At 31.7% G+C, this 19,495-nt stretch carries 17 protein-coding genes; 13 read left to right on the top strand and 4 right to left on the bottom strand.

Annotated features, from left to right (window positions below; translation table 11 throughout):
- Window positions 1-121 precede the first annotated feature (121 nt).
- Window positions 122-1,198: a peptide chain release factor 1 gene (gene prfA / locus NYQ10_RS11165; RefSeq protein ID WP_276174493.1), complete on the bottom strand. Its 1,077-nt coding sequence runs from the start codon at window positions 1,196-1,198 to the stop codon at window positions 122-124.
- 442 nt (window positions 1,199-1,640) lie between these two features.
- Here prfA and NYQ10_RS11160 point away from each other — a divergent pair, with 442 nt between their 5' ends.
- From NYQ10_RS11160 to NYQ10_RS11145, 4 genes are all read left to right on the top strand, one after another.
- The gene (locus tag NYQ10_RS11160; RefSeq protein ID WP_289880864.1) at window positions 1,641-2,330 is read left to right on the top strand and encodes a hypothetical protein; all 690 of its coding nucleotides are present in this window, start codon (window positions 1,641-1,643) and stop codon (window positions 2,328-2,330) included.
- A gap of 50 nt (window positions 2,331-2,380) precedes the next feature.
- Window positions 2,381-3,211, top strand: a complete 831-nt coding sequence (locus NYQ10_RS11155; protein WP_289880862.1) for an HNH endonuclease — start codon at window positions 2,381-2,383, stop codon at window positions 3,209-3,211.
- A gap of 468 nt (window positions 3,212-3,679) precedes the next feature.
- Window positions 3,680-3,907, top strand: coding sequence for a YqaE/Pmp3 family membrane protein (locus tag NYQ10_RS11150; protein WP_289880860.1), 228 nt, complete (start codon window positions 3,680-3,682; stop codon window positions 3,905-3,907).
- A gap of 39 nt (window positions 3,908-3,946) precedes the next feature.
- Window positions 3,947-4,357 (top strand): DUF6157 family protein, encoded by a 411-nt coding sequence (locus NYQ10_RS11145; protein WP_289880857.1) that lies wholly within the window; start codon window positions 3,947-3,949, stop codon window positions 4,355-4,357.
- Window positions 4,358-4,464: 107 nt separating this feature from the next.
- Here NYQ10_RS11145 and NYQ10_RS11140 read toward each other — a convergent pair whose 3' ends face one another.
- Together NYQ10_RS11140 and NYQ10_RS11135 are read right to left on the bottom strand one after the other, a co-directional pair.
- Window positions 4,465-5,244, bottom strand: coding sequence for a hypothetical protein (locus NYQ10_RS11140; RefSeq protein ID WP_289880855.1), 780 nt, complete (start codon window positions 5,242-5,244; stop codon window positions 4,465-4,467).
- 461 nt (window positions 5,245-5,705) lie between these two features.
- On the bottom strand, window positions 5,706-6,083 hold the full coding sequence (locus NYQ10_RS11135; RefSeq protein ID WP_289880853.1) for a GreA/GreB family elongation factor: 378 nt from the start codon (window positions 6,081-6,083) through the stop codon (window positions 5,706-5,708).
- Between the two features lie 432 nt (window positions 6,084-6,515).
- Here NYQ10_RS11135 and NYQ10_RS11130 point away from each other — a divergent pair, with 432 nt between their 5' ends.
- The 6 genes from NYQ10_RS11130 to NYQ10_RS11105 all read left to right on the top strand — a co-directional run bounded on the left by NYQ10_RS11130 (window position 6,516) and on the right by NYQ10_RS11105 (window position 11,722).
- Window positions 6,516-7,010 (top strand): SRPBCC family protein, encoded by a 495-nt coding sequence (locus NYQ10_RS11130; protein WP_289880851.1) that lies wholly within the window; start codon window positions 6,516-6,518, stop codon window positions 7,008-7,010.
- Between the two features lie 78 nt (window positions 7,011-7,088).
- The gene (locus tag NYQ10_RS11125; protein WP_289880849.1) at window positions 7,089-7,514 is read left to right on the top strand and encodes a hypothetical protein; all 426 of its coding nucleotides are present in this window, start codon (window positions 7,089-7,091) and stop codon (window positions 7,512-7,514) included.
- A 16-nt stretch (window positions 7,515-7,530) separates the two neighbouring features.
- Window positions 7,531-8,049 carry a DUF3592 domain-containing protein gene (locus NYQ10_RS11120; RefSeq protein WP_289880847.1) on the top strand — a complete coding sequence of 173 codons (519 nt, stop codon included), beginning with the start codon at window positions 7,531-7,533 and terminating at the stop codon, window positions 8,047-8,049.
- A 119-nt stretch (window positions 8,050-8,168) separates the two neighbouring features.
- Window positions 8,169-10,472: a type IA DNA topoisomerase gene (locus NYQ10_RS11115; RefSeq protein WP_289880843.1), complete on the top strand. Its 2,304-nt coding sequence runs from the start codon at window positions 8,169-8,171 to the stop codon at window positions 10,470-10,472.
- A 295-nt stretch (window positions 10,473-10,767) separates the two neighbouring features.
- Window positions 10,768-11,244: a DUF6265 family protein gene (locus NYQ10_RS11110; RefSeq protein WP_289880839.1), complete on the top strand. Its 477-nt coding sequence runs from the start codon at window positions 10,768-10,770 to the stop codon at window positions 11,242-11,244.
- 79 nt (window positions 11,245-11,323) lie between these two features.
- Window positions 11,324-11,722 carry a hypothetical protein gene (locus NYQ10_RS11105; RefSeq protein WP_289880837.1) on the top strand — a complete coding sequence of 133 codons (399 nt, stop codon included), beginning with the start codon at window positions 11,324-11,326 and terminating at the stop codon, window positions 11,720-11,722.
- Window positions 11,723-11,886: 164 nt separating this feature from the next.
- On the opposite strand, the gene NYQ10_RS11100 is transcribed toward NYQ10_RS11105, so the two are convergent.
- On the bottom strand, window positions 11,887-13,047 hold the full coding sequence (locus NYQ10_RS11100; protein ID WP_289880835.1) for an MFS transporter: 1,161 nt from the start codon (window positions 13,045-13,047) through the stop codon (window positions 11,887-11,889).
- 253 nt (window positions 13,048-13,300) lie between these two features.
- Between NYQ10_RS11100 and NYQ10_RS11095 the strand changes: the two genes are divergently transcribed.
- The 3 genes from NYQ10_RS11095 (at window position 13,301) to NYQ10_RS11085 (ending at window position 19,420) form a co-directional block, all read left to right on the top strand.
- Complete coding sequence (locus tag NYQ10_RS11095) at window positions 13,301-15,607, top strand: TonB-dependent receptor (RefSeq protein WP_289880834.1); 2,307 nt, start codon at window positions 13,301-13,303, stop codon at window positions 15,605-15,607.
- A gap of 84 nt (window positions 15,608-15,691) precedes the next feature.
- Window positions 15,692-16,852, top strand: a complete 1,161-nt coding sequence (locus tag NYQ10_RS11090; protein WP_289880833.1) for a PepSY-associated TM helix domain-containing protein — start codon at window positions 15,692-15,694, stop codon at window positions 16,850-16,852.
- A 141-nt stretch (window positions 16,853-16,993) separates the two neighbouring features.
- A complete protein-coding gene (locus NYQ10_RS11085; RefSeq protein ID WP_289880832.1) occupies window positions 16,994-19,420 on the top strand; it encodes a TonB-dependent receptor in 2,427 nt (808 codons plus the stop codon).
- Window positions 19,421-19,495: the final 75 nt, after the last annotated feature.

The following is a 19,495-nucleotide window of genomic DNA, read 5'->3' as shown; positions in this document are numbered from 1 at the left end:
ACTTTCTTACTTTGTTTTCTAAAAACAAAAAAGCCGAACAAAGTTCGGCTTTAATTATATCAAATCCAGAAAACCTCTGAACCTTTGTACCTATGTACCTTTGAACCCAAGAAGTTTACGTTTAGTAAACTTCCGAAGCTTCTTTCAATTTCTCCATATTGTTTACCAATTGTAACTCGGCAACAATTTTCTGAATATCACCATTCATGATATTTCCTAAATCGTAAAGCGTTAAACCAACACGGTGATCAGTTACGCGACCTTGCGCATAGTTATACGTACGGATTTTTGCCGAACGGTCTCCAGAACTTACCTGAGAACTACGTTTTTTAGCATCTTCCTCTTGCTTTTTGGCTAATTCCATTTCGTACAATCGAGAACGTAATACCATTAAAGCTTTATCTTTATTCTTATGTTGCGATTTCTCGTCCTGACATTGCGCTACCAATCCAGTTGGAATGTGCGTTAAACGTACAGCCGATTTCGTTGTATTTACCGACTGTCCACCAGGTCCAGACGAACAGAAGAAATCCACACGAACATCGTTCATATCAACCTGAACATCAAACTCCTCCGCTTCTGGCAAAACCATAACCGTAGCCGCCGACGTATGTACACGACCTTGCGTTTCAGTTTGCGGAACACGTTGTACACGGTGTACACCAGCTTCAAACTTCAAAGTTCCGTAAACATCTTCTCCAGTAACTTCAAAAATAACCTCTTTGAAACCACCCGAAGTACCTTCATTCATATCTACAACAGAAGTTCTCCACCCCATGCTTTCGCAATATTTTGTATACATTCTGAATAAGTCACCTGCAAAAATACTCGCTTCATCTCCACCCGTTCCCGCGCGAATCTCCACCATAACGTTTTTAGCATCTTCAGGATCTTTAGGAATCAACATAAATTTGATTTCATCCTCCAATTCTGGCAAACGTTCTTTTGCTTCATCCAACTGCATTTTAGCCATTTCCACCATATCGGCATCGCTACCGTCAGCAATAATTTCGTTTGCTTCGTCAATATTGGCTAAAACAAGAATGTATTCTTCTCTTTTATCAACCAAAGCTTTAATGCTTTTATATTCTTGGTTGAGTAGCTTATATCGTTTTTGATCAGAAATAACATCCGGCTGAATAATCAAATCCGAAATCTCATCAAAACGCTGCTTTACATATTGAAGTCTATCTAACATTTTCTAATTCCTTTTATTTGGACGGCAAAATTACGAAATATTTATTGATTATTCTAGTCTTGTGTTTTTGTGTTTTTTGAGGAGGATATTTAGTGGAATTATAATGATTTTTTGGAGCTAATCCTGCTATCCGCTATATCTTTTTAAGCAGAAATTTTACGATTTTAATAAGATCTTTTTCGTTTGCCTAAAAAGGATGCCGCTGCTATCAGGGCTAGGGCGCTCGGTCTTTAATTAACCTTATGGATTTCTGTAAAAGCATTCAATTAAAGGGATTTATTTTTGATATAAATCAATTTAAATAAAATCAGGTGTTTTTACTTGGGGATTAATTTAAATTAAAAACGATGTTTGTTTTAAAAATAGAATTAATCATTAAATAAATTAAACTAAGATAGTGATATAATTAACTATAGTCTTAAGATCTTTTAAAACTAAAAATATGAATAATAGAACTAGAATTATTACCATAATTTTGATATCAAGTGTTACATTATTAATTATTTATTTTGCCATAACTTATGGGCTAAAACTATATTACATAGACAATATTAATGAAGAGTCTGAATTCAAGCAAAATGAATTTGGTGATTTTATTGGAGGAATTCTAAATCCTCTTTTTACACTATTATCTACAGTTTCTCTAATTTTTTTAACTTACATAATTTCAAAGAGTGAAAGTCAAAAAGCCGAAGAGGCGATAGAAATGCAAAAAAGAATCACAATTAACCAAATGAGACAAAATGCTTTAGAAAGTCTTATAAAGAAAACCAATTTATATATTTACGAAGCTGACAAATTATCTTTGCATAGTCCAAAAACTAAAATGGAACAAATGATATTGACAAACTCGATAAAAGAAAAGGAAGAAAAAGATCAAAGCAAAGTAATTGTTTGGATTATTATTTTAGGTGAGCTTGAAAACTTCCTCCACGTTAAATATCTATTCTCTGATCTATTTTTAAAGGACGAATTTGTAGAAAAATACGACAAATTAATGGAGACATTAGCACAGCTTTGCAAAGAACAATCAGAAAAAAGATTTGTAGAAAATAAAACTTTTACAAAATATATTGAATACCAAAACGATTTTATATCTTACATTGGTAATTATATTTTTTCAGAATTTTAATTTATTATTCACAAAATCCCCGTTAACGGAAAATATAAAAAAGAACATAAATGGGATATTTAAGCATTGATAATTCATTAGAATTAATTGGTAATTGTAATTTGATTTACAATAAAAAATCAATAAAAATTTATTCAACAAAAGACAATGAAAGTTTTTTAATTAAATTTTCAAAACTATATGAAGACGGAATAAGTTATTGGTTTGGAATTACCCCAAAATCAATCAAAACTTCTAAAGAACAGAATGTAGATTTCTTTTGTTTCACTCTTGGTTATGAAGGCATTATAAAATTACCAGTAAAAATCCTAAATGAATATATTAAAACTGCAGATTTTTCATTCAATAATTTAAAAAATGAAATTAAACATTACCACATTAGAATAAAATTTGACACTGAAATAATTCTTTACAACTCTAGAAAAGAAATTATAATTACTGATTATTTATTGTATGATGAGAATTTAATAAATATTGATTTACAGTCAACTGATCTGGAAAAAATAAAAAAACAAGCAGAAGATTTTTCAGATTACACTCAACAGTATTATTTAAGTGAAAAGAAAACAAAGTATAGAAAAGAAAGTAAAGCTCAAAAAACCAGAATAGCTATTTTAGAAAACAATACCTGTCAAATCTGTAATTTTAGTTGTGGATATATTAATAATAAAGGTAATAAATCTTGGATAATAGAGATTGATCATATTATCGATAAAGGACAGGGTGGTGGAGAAACGATTAATAATCTTTGGGTTTTATGTCCAAATTGTCATAGCAAAAAAACAAGAGGTATAATAACAATTGATACTGAAAAGAAAATCGTTTTAGAAAATGGTAAAATTATTCAATTCAATGACAATCATTTAGGTTGGAATAAGTAATTTTTCGATACCAAATAGCGCGGATTTACAACCCGTGCCCGCAACAATAAGACATAATAAAAATCTTCAAAAATAAACCAATCTTTGCGGGCACGGATTCCAAATCTGCGCTAACGTGATACTCCACCAAATTTAATTACAATTCATGCGAAATTCAACAAAAATTCTACTTGCTATTCTCCTTTTTATTATAGGAATCGGAACAAATATAGTTACCTCAGGAATGAACAATACAGCAATTTCATTAATAAGCTTTATGACTTATGTTTTAAGTTTCAGTTATATCATTTATATAGCAACAAAAAAAGACAAATAATAATCTTAACCCGATAGTCTTCATTTGCAAACCGTGTCAGCAGGAAGAAATAGTATTGAAAAGGAAATGTAACATTAAAAATAAAATGCATACAAATATATAAACCCAAAAACAGAGTTTACTTTAGTCCAAACCAAAAAAAACAACTCCAAATGATGACCTTAATTGCCATTTTCTTTCCGTTTGTTTCTTTCTTTTTGAGAGGAAAAATATTAACTTCGATTATTTGTCTCATTTTGCAAATCACTCTGATTGGCTGGATTCCAGCAGCAATTTGGGCTGTTATTTCTTTACAGAATGCGAGAGCAGATAAACGCAATGAGAAACTAATAAAAGCGATGAAAACAGGTCTTAAAGTAAAAAATATTAGTTTCATGTAGGAACGTTGGGAATAATATTTAAAAAAAACTTACAAAGAAATGAAAGTACACACCACAAACTATTTCGACACTTTTATAGAAGCTGCTGAAGATACCAAAGCAGATCGTGGAATAAAACCACCAAGCAAAGACAAAAAAACGGTTGCAGAAATGCAATACGAATTAATAGCCAAAAATCCATACAAATACTCTTCTGATGATATTCTGTTTCTGGTATTTGCTGTTCGAAATGATCTAGCAGAAAGTGAATACAAAAAAGCAAAAGAACAATTTTTCTCAAAAGGGCAAGCCTGTCTTCGCGCCTCGCCTCTCACAAAAACCTATGGGTTTGGAATTCACAATGACAATAATGGAAAAATAGCTTTGTACGGATTGGAAACAAATGAATATCAAAATTACTTGACTGATGACAAAATAAAAAAAGTGAAAGCAATGAGATCAAGTAAATAAGACGCATTCATGTTCATCAGAAAATTATAATCATAAATAACGAATAACAAAAAAAATCCCAAAAAGAGATTTTCTTTTTGGGATTTTTTATTAAATATACTTAGAGTTTACTCTCCAATAAATATTGGATCTGGATTTGCTGGTACATCTGGATCTAAAGGACCAATTTCATCAACTGGAACTTGCATTGGAGGCAACGCTTCATTAACAAACAATGAACTAATTCCACCCGCAATAATTGCTCCTGGCCCGCTGTAAGCAAACATTAAAGCTCCTAATGTATCTGCAACAATTACTTTAGAACCTGGTTTATTTGCTGTTTTTCCTGTTGGGTTAATTTGCAAACTCCAATATTCGTTTGAACTTTTTATAACATTTGTAAAAATTACTAAACCATCTTTTTCATCAGATGTCAGCAAACTATTTGTGTTAAATTCATTAGCTTTTGCAATATACTGTTCGTATTTTAGATCATCTTTAAGTACATCATCAACAAAAGCTCCCATTTTACTTGAAATTTTATTCGAAGCTAACAATCCTGGTTTTTGAGATTTCCAAAATAAATTAATATCAAACTTTTTAGGATCAACATCTTTAAATGCAAGTTTGATTTCTTCAATATTTACATTTTTAAATTTTTCTGGATATTTAGCTTTTAAGTCAGCAGTCATCTCTTCGATTATTACAGCTGTTGTCTTACCACTTACACTGCCATGATTTTTATAATACAATTCTAAAGCTTCGTTATGATAAAATCCATAATCAGAAATTGGAATAGTGTTTTCTGTTTTTGAAACTTCAGTTTCTGATGCTTGTTCTTTTGTACAACTAATGTAAGCCGCGCTTACGAAAACTAATAATAAACTTGTAAGTAATAACTTTCTCATTTTTTTAATTTAATTGTTAAATGGTTAATAATAATTCAGTTAATGAGAGGCGAAGATATATAATTTTATACGTATAATCTTATTCATTTTTAAAAAAACATAAAAAAAGTTATACAAAAAGTATATTTTTCAATGATTTATTATTGTTTTTCTGAAGTATAAAAAAACCGCCGATTGCAACGTTGGCGCGGGATGAGGATTGAAGTTTTACACGAATAATTAATACTAATATTCTTATTGTAAATTTATAATTAATACACTCAAATGAAGCTAAAAAGGTTTGCTCTTTTACACAATTCGTAAAAAATTATGTGTAACAAACCGCTAAAAAAATGTTTCTAGTTTGAGTATTTCTTTTGATTGAAACAAAAATTCTAAAAATATTTCATCAAAAAACAAAAACATCCCGATAGAAAATTCTATCGGGATGCTACTAACTTAAATCGAAAACGAAACCATAATTAAACTTCCTCTTCTACTTTTAAAATCTCTAATTTTAGGTTTCCTTTTTTAGCAGGCCATTCTACAAGATCTCCTACTTTGTAACCAATCATTGCAATTCCTTCATCAGAAAGAACCGAAATTTTATTTTTACTCACTTTTGCTTTTTCAGGACCAACAAGAAGAATGGTTTTCTCTTCGTTATTTGCGTGGTCTTTATAAGTGATTCTTCGGTTTATCGAAACGATATCTTCTGGCAGATTTTTTCTTAATACTTGAGAAGCATTTTTTAATTGATTTAATAATAATTCTTCTTCTTGTACAGTTACTTTTTTTCTTCTTACATGATCTTTAATTAAATCGTATGTTCCTGTTGTTAAAATAATATTTTGTGACATCACTTTCTTATTTGCTTCATTTTCATAAACAATGAAATACAACTCCGTACTGAATAATTGCAGCCCAGACTAATTCAGTGCTATTTCATCACGAACGAAAATGGAAATTTTATAAATAGGCAATATAATTGCGAGAATCCCTGTCTAGAGTTGTGACAGGGCAAAAGAAATAAACTCTTTTGAGCTTTTTAAGAAAGTATCGTCATGCAAATACAATAAGGTGTACATTAAGCACATCAAACAGCTATTTAGTAAATAAAAATTTGCGGTTACCATTATTGTAATTATTCTAATATTCTACAAATATAAACTTTTTCTTATGAAAAATAAAATCACAAACTACTATTTGATTAAAAATCAATATCTTTAAATCTTTAAAATTTATCTCCAGAATTTAAAAGCTACTGAAACAAAATAAATCAAACCTCTAAGATGGAAAACTTCGACTGGACTTCTTTCACCAAAAAAATAGCTGTAAAAGCTAAACTTTCTGATATTTACGATTCTTGGACAAAAGCTAATGCATTAGAAAAATGGTTTCTAGAGAAAGTAACTTTTTTCGATTCTGACCAAAAACTTAGAAGTAAAGACGAAAGCGTTTCTGCAGGAAATACATATGAATGGCTTTGGTATTTATATGATGATGCTATGAAAGGAAAAATTATTTCGGCAAACGGAAAAGATCATTTACAATTTACCTTTGAAGGAACTTGTCTGGTTGATATCAATTTGAGTGAAAATAATGGCTATACTTTGATAGAACTTCGTCATCATAATATTCCAACAGATGATTTTTCTAAACAATATATTAGATTAGGCTGTTCAAACGGTTGGCATTTTTATCTCACTAATCTAAAATCGGTTTACGAAGGTGGATTGGATTTAAGAAATAAAGACAGTAATTTGAATCCGATGATAAATAATTAAAGTGTTTTTATAAAAGAAAAAAATACTTGTAGATGCACTATCAAACATTTTACTTTAAAACCATAAAAACTTAATTAAATGAAACACTTTATCATCACTTTGCTTTTAATTTCTGGCATAAGTTTATCAGCACAATCTAATCAGTTTTCGGGCGATTACGCTCGTTCTCTTTCTGACGATAAACATATAATTGAATATAAACTAACCTTAAATCAAGACGGAACATTTCTATTTCATTCGTATAGAAAAATGCAAGGCGGAACTCTACCAGAAGAAAATAAATATGGAAAAGGAAAATGGAGCCTAAAAGATAATGTTATTACTTTTTCTTCCGACAAAAAAGATGATTTTGATGCAAAAAACACTTTAGATTTTAACAATTCGAAAGCTAGATTTGTAACTAAAAACCCAAGGGATAAAAGCGATAAAGTAGTGAAAACAAAGCTTCAATTTCTAGAATCGGAAATTCCTTGGATGAAAAGAATTGATATTTTTAAAGTTTAAGCCAAACACCCATTACATGTTATTTAATAAAAAATACGTACCCATTTTTTTTGCCATTTTCTTTATTCTTTTCGTGGCTATAAGCTTTTATAATATCTTAATTTGTTTATTATTACTTGGGTTTTTGTTTTTAATTTATTCAATTGCGGGTTTTATCTTCTTAGATAATATCCATAAAAACGGAATCGAAAGTATTGGAAAAATCGTGTCGTACAAATCAGATGAAGAAGGACATAAAACTCCTACTATTGAATACCAAACTACAGATGGAAAGAATTTTAGAGGAGAGCCTTTTATACATGCATCATCTGATTTAGATAAACTTGAAGCTTATCAGCAAAATATAAACACCAAAATCGCAATCCTTTACAGCGCCAAAAGTCCTGAAAATTTTGTAATAAAAGAAAGAAAATCAAACAGCGTTATTTTGATTCTGTTTATTTTTATTGGTTTGGCTCTTATTGGCTATTCAGTAATAAGTCTGATTGGAAAAAATGACTTATATCAGAAAATCATTTCAGCACTAAGATTTTAATTTTTAAAAACTTTAGAATTACAAAAAAAGTAAAAATTCATTAAAACCCTTTGCTCCTTAGAACCTTTGCCCCTTTCCAATAAAATCGCTAATTTCGCTCACTAACTAGAAAAGAAAAAATGAAGGTCTGTATTGCCGAGAAACCAAGTGTAGCACGTGAAATCGCATCTGTTTTAGGTGCTAATACCAAACACGATGGCTATTATGAAGGCAACGGTTATGCAGTAACTTACACTTTCGGGCATTTGTGCACCTTAAAAGAACCAAACGATTACAAACCGCATTGGAAAAGCTGGGATTTGAACAATCTTCCGATGCTTCCTGAAAAATTTGAAACAAAAGTGGTTCAGAATTCTGGAATTCAAAAACAGTTTAAAATCATAAAAAGTCTTTTTGACAAAGCCGATGTAGTCATAAACTGCGGGGATGCTGGACAGGAAGGAGAATTGATTCAGCGTTGGGTGATGAACGAGGCGAATTATAAAGGTGAAATTCAGCGATTATGGATTTCGTCTCTTACAACTGAAGCCATAAAAGAAGGTTTTGAAAACTTAAAACCATCTACCAATTACGATAATTTATTTTACGCCGGATTTTCGAGAGCCATTGGCGATTGGCTTTTGGGTATGAATGCTACACGTTTGTATACCGTAAAACATGGTGGTTACAAACAAGTTTTGTCAATCGGACGCGTGCAAACGCCAACATTGGCAATGGTTGTAGATCGTTTTAGAGAAATCGAAAATTTTAAACCTCAACCCTATTGGGAATTGCAGACTTTATACAGAGATACACTTTTTAGTTATGAAGAAGGTCGTTTCTTGAAAAAAGAAGATGGAGAAATCTTAGCCGAAAAAGTTAAAGAAAGCGATTTTGAAATTGTTTCTGTCGACAAAAAAAACGGAAATGAATATGCGCCAAAACTCTTTGACTTAACAGGTTTACAGGTTTATTGCAACCAAAAATTTGGATTTTCGGCAGAAGAAACGCTGAAAATTGCACAGACTTTGTACGAACAAAAAGTGATTACATATCCGAGAGTTGATACGACTTTTTTACCTGGAGATATTTACCCAAAAGTGCCTGGAATTTTGCAGAAATTAACCAATTATGCAGAATTGACACAACCAATTTTAGAGAAAAAAATCAAAAAATCGCCAAAGGTTTTCAATGATAAAAAAGTAACCGATCACCATGCGATTATTCCAACTGGAGTTCAAAATAATTTAGCATACAATCAGCAGCAGGTTTACGATATAATTACAAGGCGTTTTATTGCTGTTTTTTATGATGATTGTTTGGTTGCGAATACCACAGTAATTGGAAAAGCTGCCGATGTAACTTTTAAAGCTACAGGAAAAGAAATCTTGAAAAAAGGTTTTCGAGTTGTTTTTGAAGATCCGAACGCGAAAGAAAAAGAACCCGATTTATTGCCGAGTTTTGTTGTTGGCGAAAAAGGTCCGCACGAGCCTTCTTTCCTTCAAAAAGAAACCAAACCACCTAATCAGTTTACAGAAGCGACTTTATTGCGTGCAATGGAAACTGCTGGAAAACAGGTCGACGACGAAGATTTACGCGAACTGATGAAAGAAAACGGAATCGGTCGTCCGTCTACGCGTGCTAATATTATCGAAACGCTTTTTAAACGCCAGTATATTGTTCGAAATAAAAAACAGGTTTTACCGACTTTAACAGGAATTCAATTGATTGATACGATTCAGAATGAATTGGTTAAATCGGCTGAACTTACCGGAACTTGGGAAAAACAATTGAAAGATATTGAAAAAGGTACTTTTACCGCAGCAGCATTCATTCGAAATATGAAAAGCATGGTGGAAGCTTTAGTTTATGAAGTTAGAAGCGAAACCAAACACGCCAATATTTCGCATGCCGCAACGATTCAGAAACCTGTGATAAAAGCAGAAAAAAAGAAAGCTTCTGGAATTTCAGCAGAAACGTGTCCGAAATGTCAAAAAGGAAATATTCTCAAAGGAAAATCAGCTTTTGGATGCAGCGAATACAAATCGGGTTGTGATTTTGTTTTACCATTTGTTTTTTATGGCAAAAAAATCACAGAAAGCCAATATTTACGATTGATTCAAAAAGGTTCGACTGTAAACATAAAAGGTTTTAAAACCGATTCTGGAACTGTTGAGGGATTAATTCGTTTTGAGGAAAATTACAAACTGAAATTAGAGCCAAAAAAAACAGAAAATAAAGCTACAGCCACAGAAAGTTCCGATACTTTGGTTTGTCCGAAATGTAAAAAAGGAACAATTCTAAAAGGAAAAACGGCTTACGGTTGTGCAGAATACAAATCGGGTTGCGATTTTAAAGTAACTTTTGATGACGTTCGTGCAAAACTCGGAGATCAAAAACCTACGAAAGAATTGGTTTATTCTATTTTAAAGGAAAGCGTTTAAACTATTTTTTTTAGCCACAGATTAAAAGGATTAGCACAGATTTCTTTTTGCTTTGCCTGTTGCCACAAATTTCCACAAATTTATTTCACGCAGATTTTACAGATGTAAGTAGATATTCGCAGATTTATAAAATTAAATCTGCCAGAATCTGCAAATCTGCGTGAAAAAAATCTTTAAAATCCTTTTAATCTGTGGCAAAAATTTATCTCGCAATTTCAAATATAATTCATGGAAATTTGTGTAAACAGTGGCAAACATTTTTTTCATACATTAGTACAATCAAAACTCAAAAATTATGTTTCAAAGAATTACTCTTATCGCACTTACAATAGCTTTTGTTTCTTGCCAAAAAAAAGAAACTGTTGAAAAAGATAAAATCAAAAAAGCCGACTGGTTAATCGGAAACTGGGAAAATACAACACCAGACGGAGTTTTATCTGAAAACTGGCAAAAACTAAATGATAGTACTTTTAGTGCGGTTTCTTATTTTATAAAAGGAAAAGACACCATTCATTCTGAAAGTATTATTCTAGCGCAGTTAGGAGAAACTTTGACTTATAAAGCAACCGTAAAAGGTCAAAATGATGACAAACCTGTATTTTTTCCATCAACTTCTGAAACGGAACAGCAATTGGTTTTCGAAAATCCGAAACATGATTATCCTCAAAAAATCACGTACACAAAAGGCGCAAATAATTCTTTGACAGCTGAGATTTCTGGAAATTTGAACGGAAAACCTAGTTCTGAGAAATTTGTTATGACGAAGAAGTAATTTGATGTTTTTGATAAAAACTAAAATAGAGAAAAGAAGAATTAGAATAATGTGCAGTATTATTCTAATTCTTCTTTTTTTGTCTTGCAATAACTATCAATTAAATTATAAAAGCATTAAATCAGGCTTTTTGTATGAAGATGGAATTTATACTATTCCTGGCAAAGATCGAAATATTTTAATTAAAGAATTAAAAGACGAATCAAAAATTTTTGCCATAAGAAATGGCAAAAATAAAATATTGTTTCAACAAAGCTTAGACGAAACTTTTAGCCCTTATCATTATTGGGTTTTATATGTTGACCAAAATGCTAATGTGTGGTATTACAACTCAGATTATATGTCTTATCAAACAATTCTTTTCAATCAAAAAACACAGCAATATGAAATGAAAGATTTGTGCAGATATAAAATACAATTACCTTCAGAATTTAAAAAAGAAATAGACGCGAATAGCTCTAAAATATGTTCATTTTAGTAAAATACATAATTCGTTTCTCCAACGGATCAAAATCCGTTGCTACAAAATAGTTCATTCCTACGGAATTTTAAAAATTATCAACAAAAATGGAATCTTTATTAAGTATAAAAAGTATAAAAACCTTAGAACCTCAGCATCTCAGAACCTTAGCAACTTAAAAACTACTCATTCTCCCCGATCTTATTCACCATAAAAATCATTAGAATACCTAAAAGCGCCATCACTAAAAACGCCCATTTCATACTTAGATATTCAGAAATAAAACCAACCATTGGCGGAACCAATAAAAATCCTAAATAACCGATTGTAGAAATCGAAGTTAAGGCAGAACCGCTGCTTAATTTTGAAGATCTTCCGGCTATGCTAAATACCAACGGAACAACACAAGACACTCCAAATCCGATTAAAACATAACCAAAAATAGTTGGATATGCGTATGGAAGAATAAAGCAAATTCCGAAACCTAAAGTGATTAGAATTCCGCTATAGAGAAGGATTTTTTTAGTTCCGAATCTCATAACGCCATAATCACCAAAAATACGTCCTAAAGTTACAGCCGAAGCAAAAAATACAAACGCAGCACTCGTTAATTTTGGTGAAGCTTTTAAGATGTTTTCAAAATAAATTCCGCTCCAGTCGTACATTGTATTTTCGCAAGCCATTGAAACAAAGCAAATCATAGCAAATTTTACTAGATTTTTTTCAGGCATTGAGAAAAACTTCTTTTTAACAGGAACAGGTTCGTTATGAATACTCATCGGATAAAAACAAGCTGTAAGCGCTAGCATAAAAACACTAACTCCCAACAAATGATGCGATGGCGCGATTTTCTGTGTCACCATAACATATCCTAAACCAGCTCCAGAAAATACGGCAATACTCCAAACCGCATGAAATCGAGTAATAATAGATTTCGGATATAATTTCTGCACTTCTAAAGATTGCGCATTAATCGATAAGTTGAAGATATTTCGTGAAGCTCCAAAAATTAAAAGTACAATAACCAACTGCCAAACAAAAGCCACCAAACCTGGTAAAGACAGCACAATATTGAACATAATAGCGCCCAAAAGCATAATATAACGGCTACTGTACTTGTTTAATAATTTTCCTGTAAAGGGCATTGTCAGCATTAAACCAATTGGAAATGCAAATAAAACAGCTCCAAACTGCGCTTCAGATAAATGTAATTGTGCTTGTATATGTGGAATTCTAGAAACCCACGAAGAATATCCGAAACCAGATAAAAAGAAAAAAACAGTATTAGCTATTCGGTATCCTCGAGGTGTATTTTGAATTTTTTTGAAGAAAGATAAAATCATGAAATTGTTTTTCAGACTGCAAAATTAAGGCTTTTTTTAGGGTGAGCGTTCTACTTTTTTCTGTTTTCACAAAAACTTGATTTTATTTTTAAAATTAAAACATAAAACATCTCTTACTTTCTTAAAATAATCTTAACAAATGCTTATAAAATCCTTAAAAATAATATTTGCTAAAGAAATTTTTATAGCTACATTTGCATTGTTTTTATTCATTCTAAATAAAAACTATTTATAAACCAATTAAAAAATAGCAATGAATTACCTCAATCAGAAAACCTTACGTTTTCTATTTTCAATCAGCTTTTTGTTTTCGTTCTTATCCATTTTTGCACAACAGAACAACGGAAAAATTAAAGGAACAATTACAACTTCAGATGGCGACGCTGCTGCCGGAGTAAATATTATTCTAAAAAATACTAAATACGGTACTGTTTCTAATGATGACGGTACTTTCGATTTTAACAGAGTAAGAGCGAATTCTTATACGCTACAAATCTCTTTAACAGGTTATGAAACTTTAGAAACTCAAGTGACAGTAACCGAAAATGAAACCACTTCTCTTAATCTACAACTTAAAGTTTCGAACAAAGAATTGCAAGAAGTTGTAGTTAGCGGTAAAAAGAGCATCGCATCTAAAAAAACCGATTACGTTGCCAGAATGCCATTAAAAAATCTTGAAAATCCTCAGGTTTACAATGTAATACATAAAGAACTTTTATTAGAACAAGTTTCTATAGATGTAAAAAGTGCGGTACAAAACTCTCCTGGATCTGTGCCGGTTACGTATCCTTCTGGAGGAGTTGGAGTAACTTTTAGAGGTTTTACAACGGGTATTAATGCTAGAAATGGTATGGAAATGTCTACCAACCGTTCTTCTACAGACCTTGCCAACGTTGAAAGAATTGAGGTTTTGAAAGGACCTTCTGGAACTTTATTCGGTTCTACTATTTCATCTTTTGGTGGTGTAGTAAACCTTGTAACTAAAAAACCCTTCGAAACCACTGCTACAGAAGTATCTTATACAATGGGGAGTTTTAATTTAAATCGTTTTACTGCTGATGTAAATACTCCTTTAAACAAAGATAAAACGGTATTATTTAGAGTGAATGCAGCAGTTAACAGAGAGAAAAGCTTTTTAGATTATGGCTTTAATAATACGGTTGCTTTTACGCCAAGCTTAACTTTTAAAGCAAGCGACAAACTTACTTTCAATATCGATGCTGAATATATCAGCTCAAACAATACAAGACGTACTTACCATAGATATGACGCCGCTTCTGGAATTACAAATCCTGGAGATTTGAAAATTGGTTATAGAAAATCATTATTTTACGATGATAACGATGCTAAAACTTCTGCAAATAAAGTTTTTGCTCAGGCAGAATATCAAATATCTGATAATTGGAAATCTACTACGTTATTCTCATTTATGGGAGAAAACGTAGAACGCAGTTATCAAACTTATACGCTTTGGCTAAACCCTTACGAAGCAGCAAGAAGAGTTGGAAACTGGGGTCCTATTTATGACAACTATACAAATATTCAGCAAAACTTTAATGGCCAGTTTAAAACTGGAAGCATTAAACACAAGCTTTTAGTTGGTGCAAACTACAGCTTCAACAAAAGTGGTTTCTCTTCTGGAGTTACAAGATATCTTGACACTATCGATGTGAGAACTCCTTTTAATCCGATGAGAAGAAAAACAGTTGATGCAACTTTAACCCAAACTGCTTATCCTGTTACAACTAGCAAAACTTTTAGTGTTTACGCTTCTGATGTTATTAATTTTACTGATAGATTATCTGCCATGTTGAGTTTACGTTTAGATAATTTTAAATTAGACACAGACGAAAGTACAGAAGGTTACGATCAAACAGCATTATCTCCAAAATTAGGATTAGTGTATCAAATTGTTCAAGATCAAGTTTCGGTTTTTGGAAACTACATGAACGGATTCCAAAACTCGCCTCCTGCTACACAGCCCGATGCTACAAGATTAATTTTAGATCCTGTTTACGCGGCACAATATGAATTTGGTGTAAAAGTAGAAGCATTCAATAAAAAATTGAGCACTACTTTAAGTTATTATAACATCAAAATTGATAACGCTGTACAATATGATAATGATGGTTTTGCATTTCAGAATGGCGAACAAGTGAGTAAAGGCTTTGATTTTGAATTAATTGCGAATCCAATAAATGGTTTTAATATTATTGCTGGATATGCTTTCAACGATAATACTATTCCCGCAACTGGAAAAAAAGCTGTCGGAGCTCCAGAAAATGTTGCTAATTTCTGGACAACTTATACGTTACAAAATACTGTAAAAGGTTTAGGTGCTGGATTTGGAATAAATTATGTTGGAAAAAGCTATATGTTTGAAGACAACGTTTTCTACATTCCATCTTACACAACAGCAAATGCAACCGTATTTTACGATCAACCGACTTGGAGAATTGGAGTTAAATTCAACAATTTATCTAATGAAAAATATTGGGATTTCTACGGAAACTCTCAAGCTCCGTCAAACTTTTTGGTTAATTTGACATTGAAATTCTAAAGTCATTTTCTTAAAAAAAACACCTCTGTTTAGCTGCAGAGGTGTTTCTTTTTTTATCAATTTTATTTTTTAATTTTTTATAAAATGACTTTTAAAAAACTAATACTAAAAATACATTTATGGCTAGGATTGTCTTCTGGAATAATCGTTGTCATACTTGGAATTACGGGTTGTCTGTACGCTTTTGAAGAAGAATTACGTCCAATAATTCACAATCATTATTATGTTGATCAGGTAAAAGATAAAAAACTACCGATCAGCCATTTAATAGAAATCGCAAAAGAAACCAACAAAAAAATTCATCCAAAACAAACCTTTTCAGGATGCAAAACATTTAATGATGACAAACGCACTATTGAAACCTGGTTTTATGAAGAAATAGACAAAGATGCTATTTGGTACTGGAATCAATATCATACAACTTACGTTTATGTAGATCCATACACAGGAAGCATAAAGAAAATTGAAGATTACAATTTTGAGTTTTTCGTATTTGTACGAATGCTTCATCAAACACTTTGCTTAAATAGCGAAATTGGAGATCCAATTGTGGGAACAGCAACCATTATATTTATTATTTCACTAATTACAGGTTTGATTCTTTGGTGGCCAAAAAATAAAAGTGCGGCAAAACAACGTTTTTGGTTTCAATGGAAAAATACCACCAAATGGAAACGTAAAAACTACGATCTGCATAATATTATGGGTTTTTATATGATGATTTTCGCTTTAATAATTGCATTAACGGGCTTAGTTTGGGCTTTCAGATGTTATGACCAAGGAATTCAATGGTTATTTAACGGAGGGAAAACTTTTCCAAAAGAAGAAAGAATCGTTTCAGACACCACTCATTATACCAAAATTAGCGCTACCGATAAAATATATTTAGCGACTGTAAAAGCAAATCCTAAAGCTAAATGTTACTTTTTGTTTACGCCCGAAGAAAAAGATTCTTTGGCAACTTATCAAACATTTATTCGCTACGAAAATCGTTTTGATGACGTGTCAATGGAGTTTGACCAATATACAGGCAAGAATCTTAAAATAACAAAATACGAAGACAAAAATAATGGCGAAAAATTCCGATTTATAAATTATGATTTGCATGTTGGAAGCATTCTTGGATTTCCAGGAAAAGTATTAGCATTCTTTGCCAGTCTTGTATGCGCCAGTTTACCCATAACAGGTTTTCTAATTTGGTGGGGACGAAATAAGAAGAAAAAAGCAAATCCGAAGCCTGTTTAATAAAAAATAGGCTTTTTTTTTAAAATTTAATAACCTCTAAATAGTGGATTTTTTTTGTTAAGGAAATTATAATTTCTATTTTTGCCTTGTTTTTAATTATTCTAAATAATAAAAGCAGAAAATTAATCCAAAAAAATTACCATGAATTATTCAAATCGCATCAAGCAGATAAGTACCATATTCTGCCTGTTCTTTTTATTTTGCAACGCTATTTTTGCCCAGCAAAACTTGGGAAAAATTAAAGGTACAATTACAACCTCTGACGGAGAAAACGCAGTTGGGGTTAACATTATCCTTAAAAATTCAAAATACGGCACCGTTACCGACGAAGATGGAGCTTTTGAATTTAATCGTGTTAAACCTAATACGTACACTTTACAAGTTTCTCTTACTGGTTACGAAACTCTAGAACAGCAAGTTACAGTTATAGCTAATGAAACCAATTCACTCAATTTAAAATTAACGGTTTCAAATAAACAGCTTCAAGAGGTTATTATCACTAATAATAGAGGAAAAGCGTTTCCGAAACAAAGTACTTATGTTTCAAAAATGCCTCTTAAAAATGTAGAAAATCCACAGGTTTACAATATCGTTTCATCTGAATTAATGAAAGAACAAGCAATTACTAACTATGAAGATGCCTTAAAAAATGTTCCTGGAATTCAGAAACTTTGGGAGTCTACAGGTCGTGGCGGCGATGGAGGTTCTTATTATTCGCTTCGCGGATTTGAAGTTCAGGCTAATATTGTAAACGGTTTACCAGGCGTTACAAGCGGAACTTTAGATCCTTCAAATATTGAAAGAATCGAAGTTATCAAAGGTCCTTCTGGAACTTTATTCGGAAGCAGTTTAGTAAGTTACGGCGGACTTATCAATACGGTTACTAAAAAACCTTACAGCGGTTTTGGCGGTGAAGTTTCTTATCTTGCCGGAAGTTTTGGTTTAAACAGAGTTACTGCCGATGTAAATACTCCGCTAGACGATAATAATGATGTACTTTTTAGAATTAATGCCGCTTACCAAACAGAAAATAGTTTTCAAGATGCAGGATTCCGTACTTCAATTTTTGTAGCTCCTTCCCTTTCTTACAAAGTAAACGACAAATTATCTTTCTTAATCAATACAGAATTTATGTCTGAAGAAAAAACAACGCCTTCTATGTTGTTTTTAGGAAGAGATTCACAATTGCAATTCAAAGACTTAGCCGATTTAAATTACAATACCGATTTATCTTTTTACAGCAACGATCTTCCGATGAAAAATCCGAGATTTAATTTGCAAGGACAAATGACTTATAAAATCTCTGAGCAATGGACATCTCAAACGGTTTTATCAAGAACATCTTCTAAATCAAGAGGATATTATTCTTATATCTACGACAATGAAGACGGAAACCGAGATTTTGCTTTTTGGATTACTAAAGAGAATTCACAAACGTCAACAACCGATATTCAGCAGAATTTTATTGGAGATTTTAAAATCGGCAGTATGAGAAATCGTCTTGTTGTAGGTTTAGATTATTTTGACAGAAATCTTATGTTTGCTGGTTCTGGTTACGGAAAATTATACAATGTTACCGCTCAAGGCGAAGTAAGACAAATAGATCCTGCAAACCCATATAATCTTAGCCAGACTTCAGTAGATCAATTATTGGCGGCAGAAGCTGGTCCAAATTATAATTCTAAAGATGCAACTTATAGTGCTTATGCATCTGATGTTTTAAATATTACGCCTTCATTATTAGCAATGGCAAGTTTAAGAGTAGATTATTTCGATACAGAAGGAAACATTAAAACCGATACAGACAACTATACTCAAACGGCATTATCTCCAAAATTTGGAGTTGTTTATCAGCCAATTAAAGATCAATTATCTGTATTTGCTAATTATATGAATGGTTTTAGAAATATTGCTCCAAGTGCCATTTATGATACTGATGGAAATTTTATTGGTTCTCAAACTTTTAAACCAGAACACGCCAATCAGTTAGAAGCTGGAATTAAAGCCGATTTGTTTTCAAACAGATTAACTGCGACAATGAGTTATTACGACATCAATGTTGCTAATTTAGTTACTAGCAATCCAATGTACAGCGCGCAAGGAGGTGAAGCAAGAAGCCAAGGTTTTGAATTTGATTTGAATGCTGCCCCATTAAAAGGCTTAAGCATTATTGCTGGATATAGCTATAATCAAAGTGAAATTACTAAAGGAGACGAAAACAATGTTTGGTTAGATCAAGGAAAAAGACCTTTCTGGGCTGGTCCAAAAAACTTAGTAAATCTTTGGGCAACTTATAAATTTGAAGAAGGAACTTTAGAAAATTTCGGTCTTGGTTTTGGTGGAAATTATGCTAGCGACAATGCCATTTTAGATAGCGAAGTTACGGGTAAATTTATCTTGCCTTCTTACACAGTTATCAATGGTTCTGTATTTTACAATTCAACTAAATTCCGTGTAAGCTTAAATGTAAATAACATTACAAACAAAGATTATTTTAACGGAGGCTGGTCTACAGTAAATCCGCAAAAACCTAGAAATGTTGTAGCAAGTTTCGCTTATAAATTCTAGATCAATTATAAATCACAAAAAAGCCTCGAAATCATTTAATAATAATGAATTTTGAGGCTTTTTTTATGGTTTTTA

Source organism: Flavobacterium johnsoniae (assembly GCF_030388325.1).
GTDB lineage: Bacteria > Bacteroidota > Bacteroidia > Flavobacteriales > Flavobacteriaceae > Flavobacterium > Flavobacterium johnsoniae_C.
This window is presented reverse-complemented; position numbering and strand designations above follow the sequence as displayed.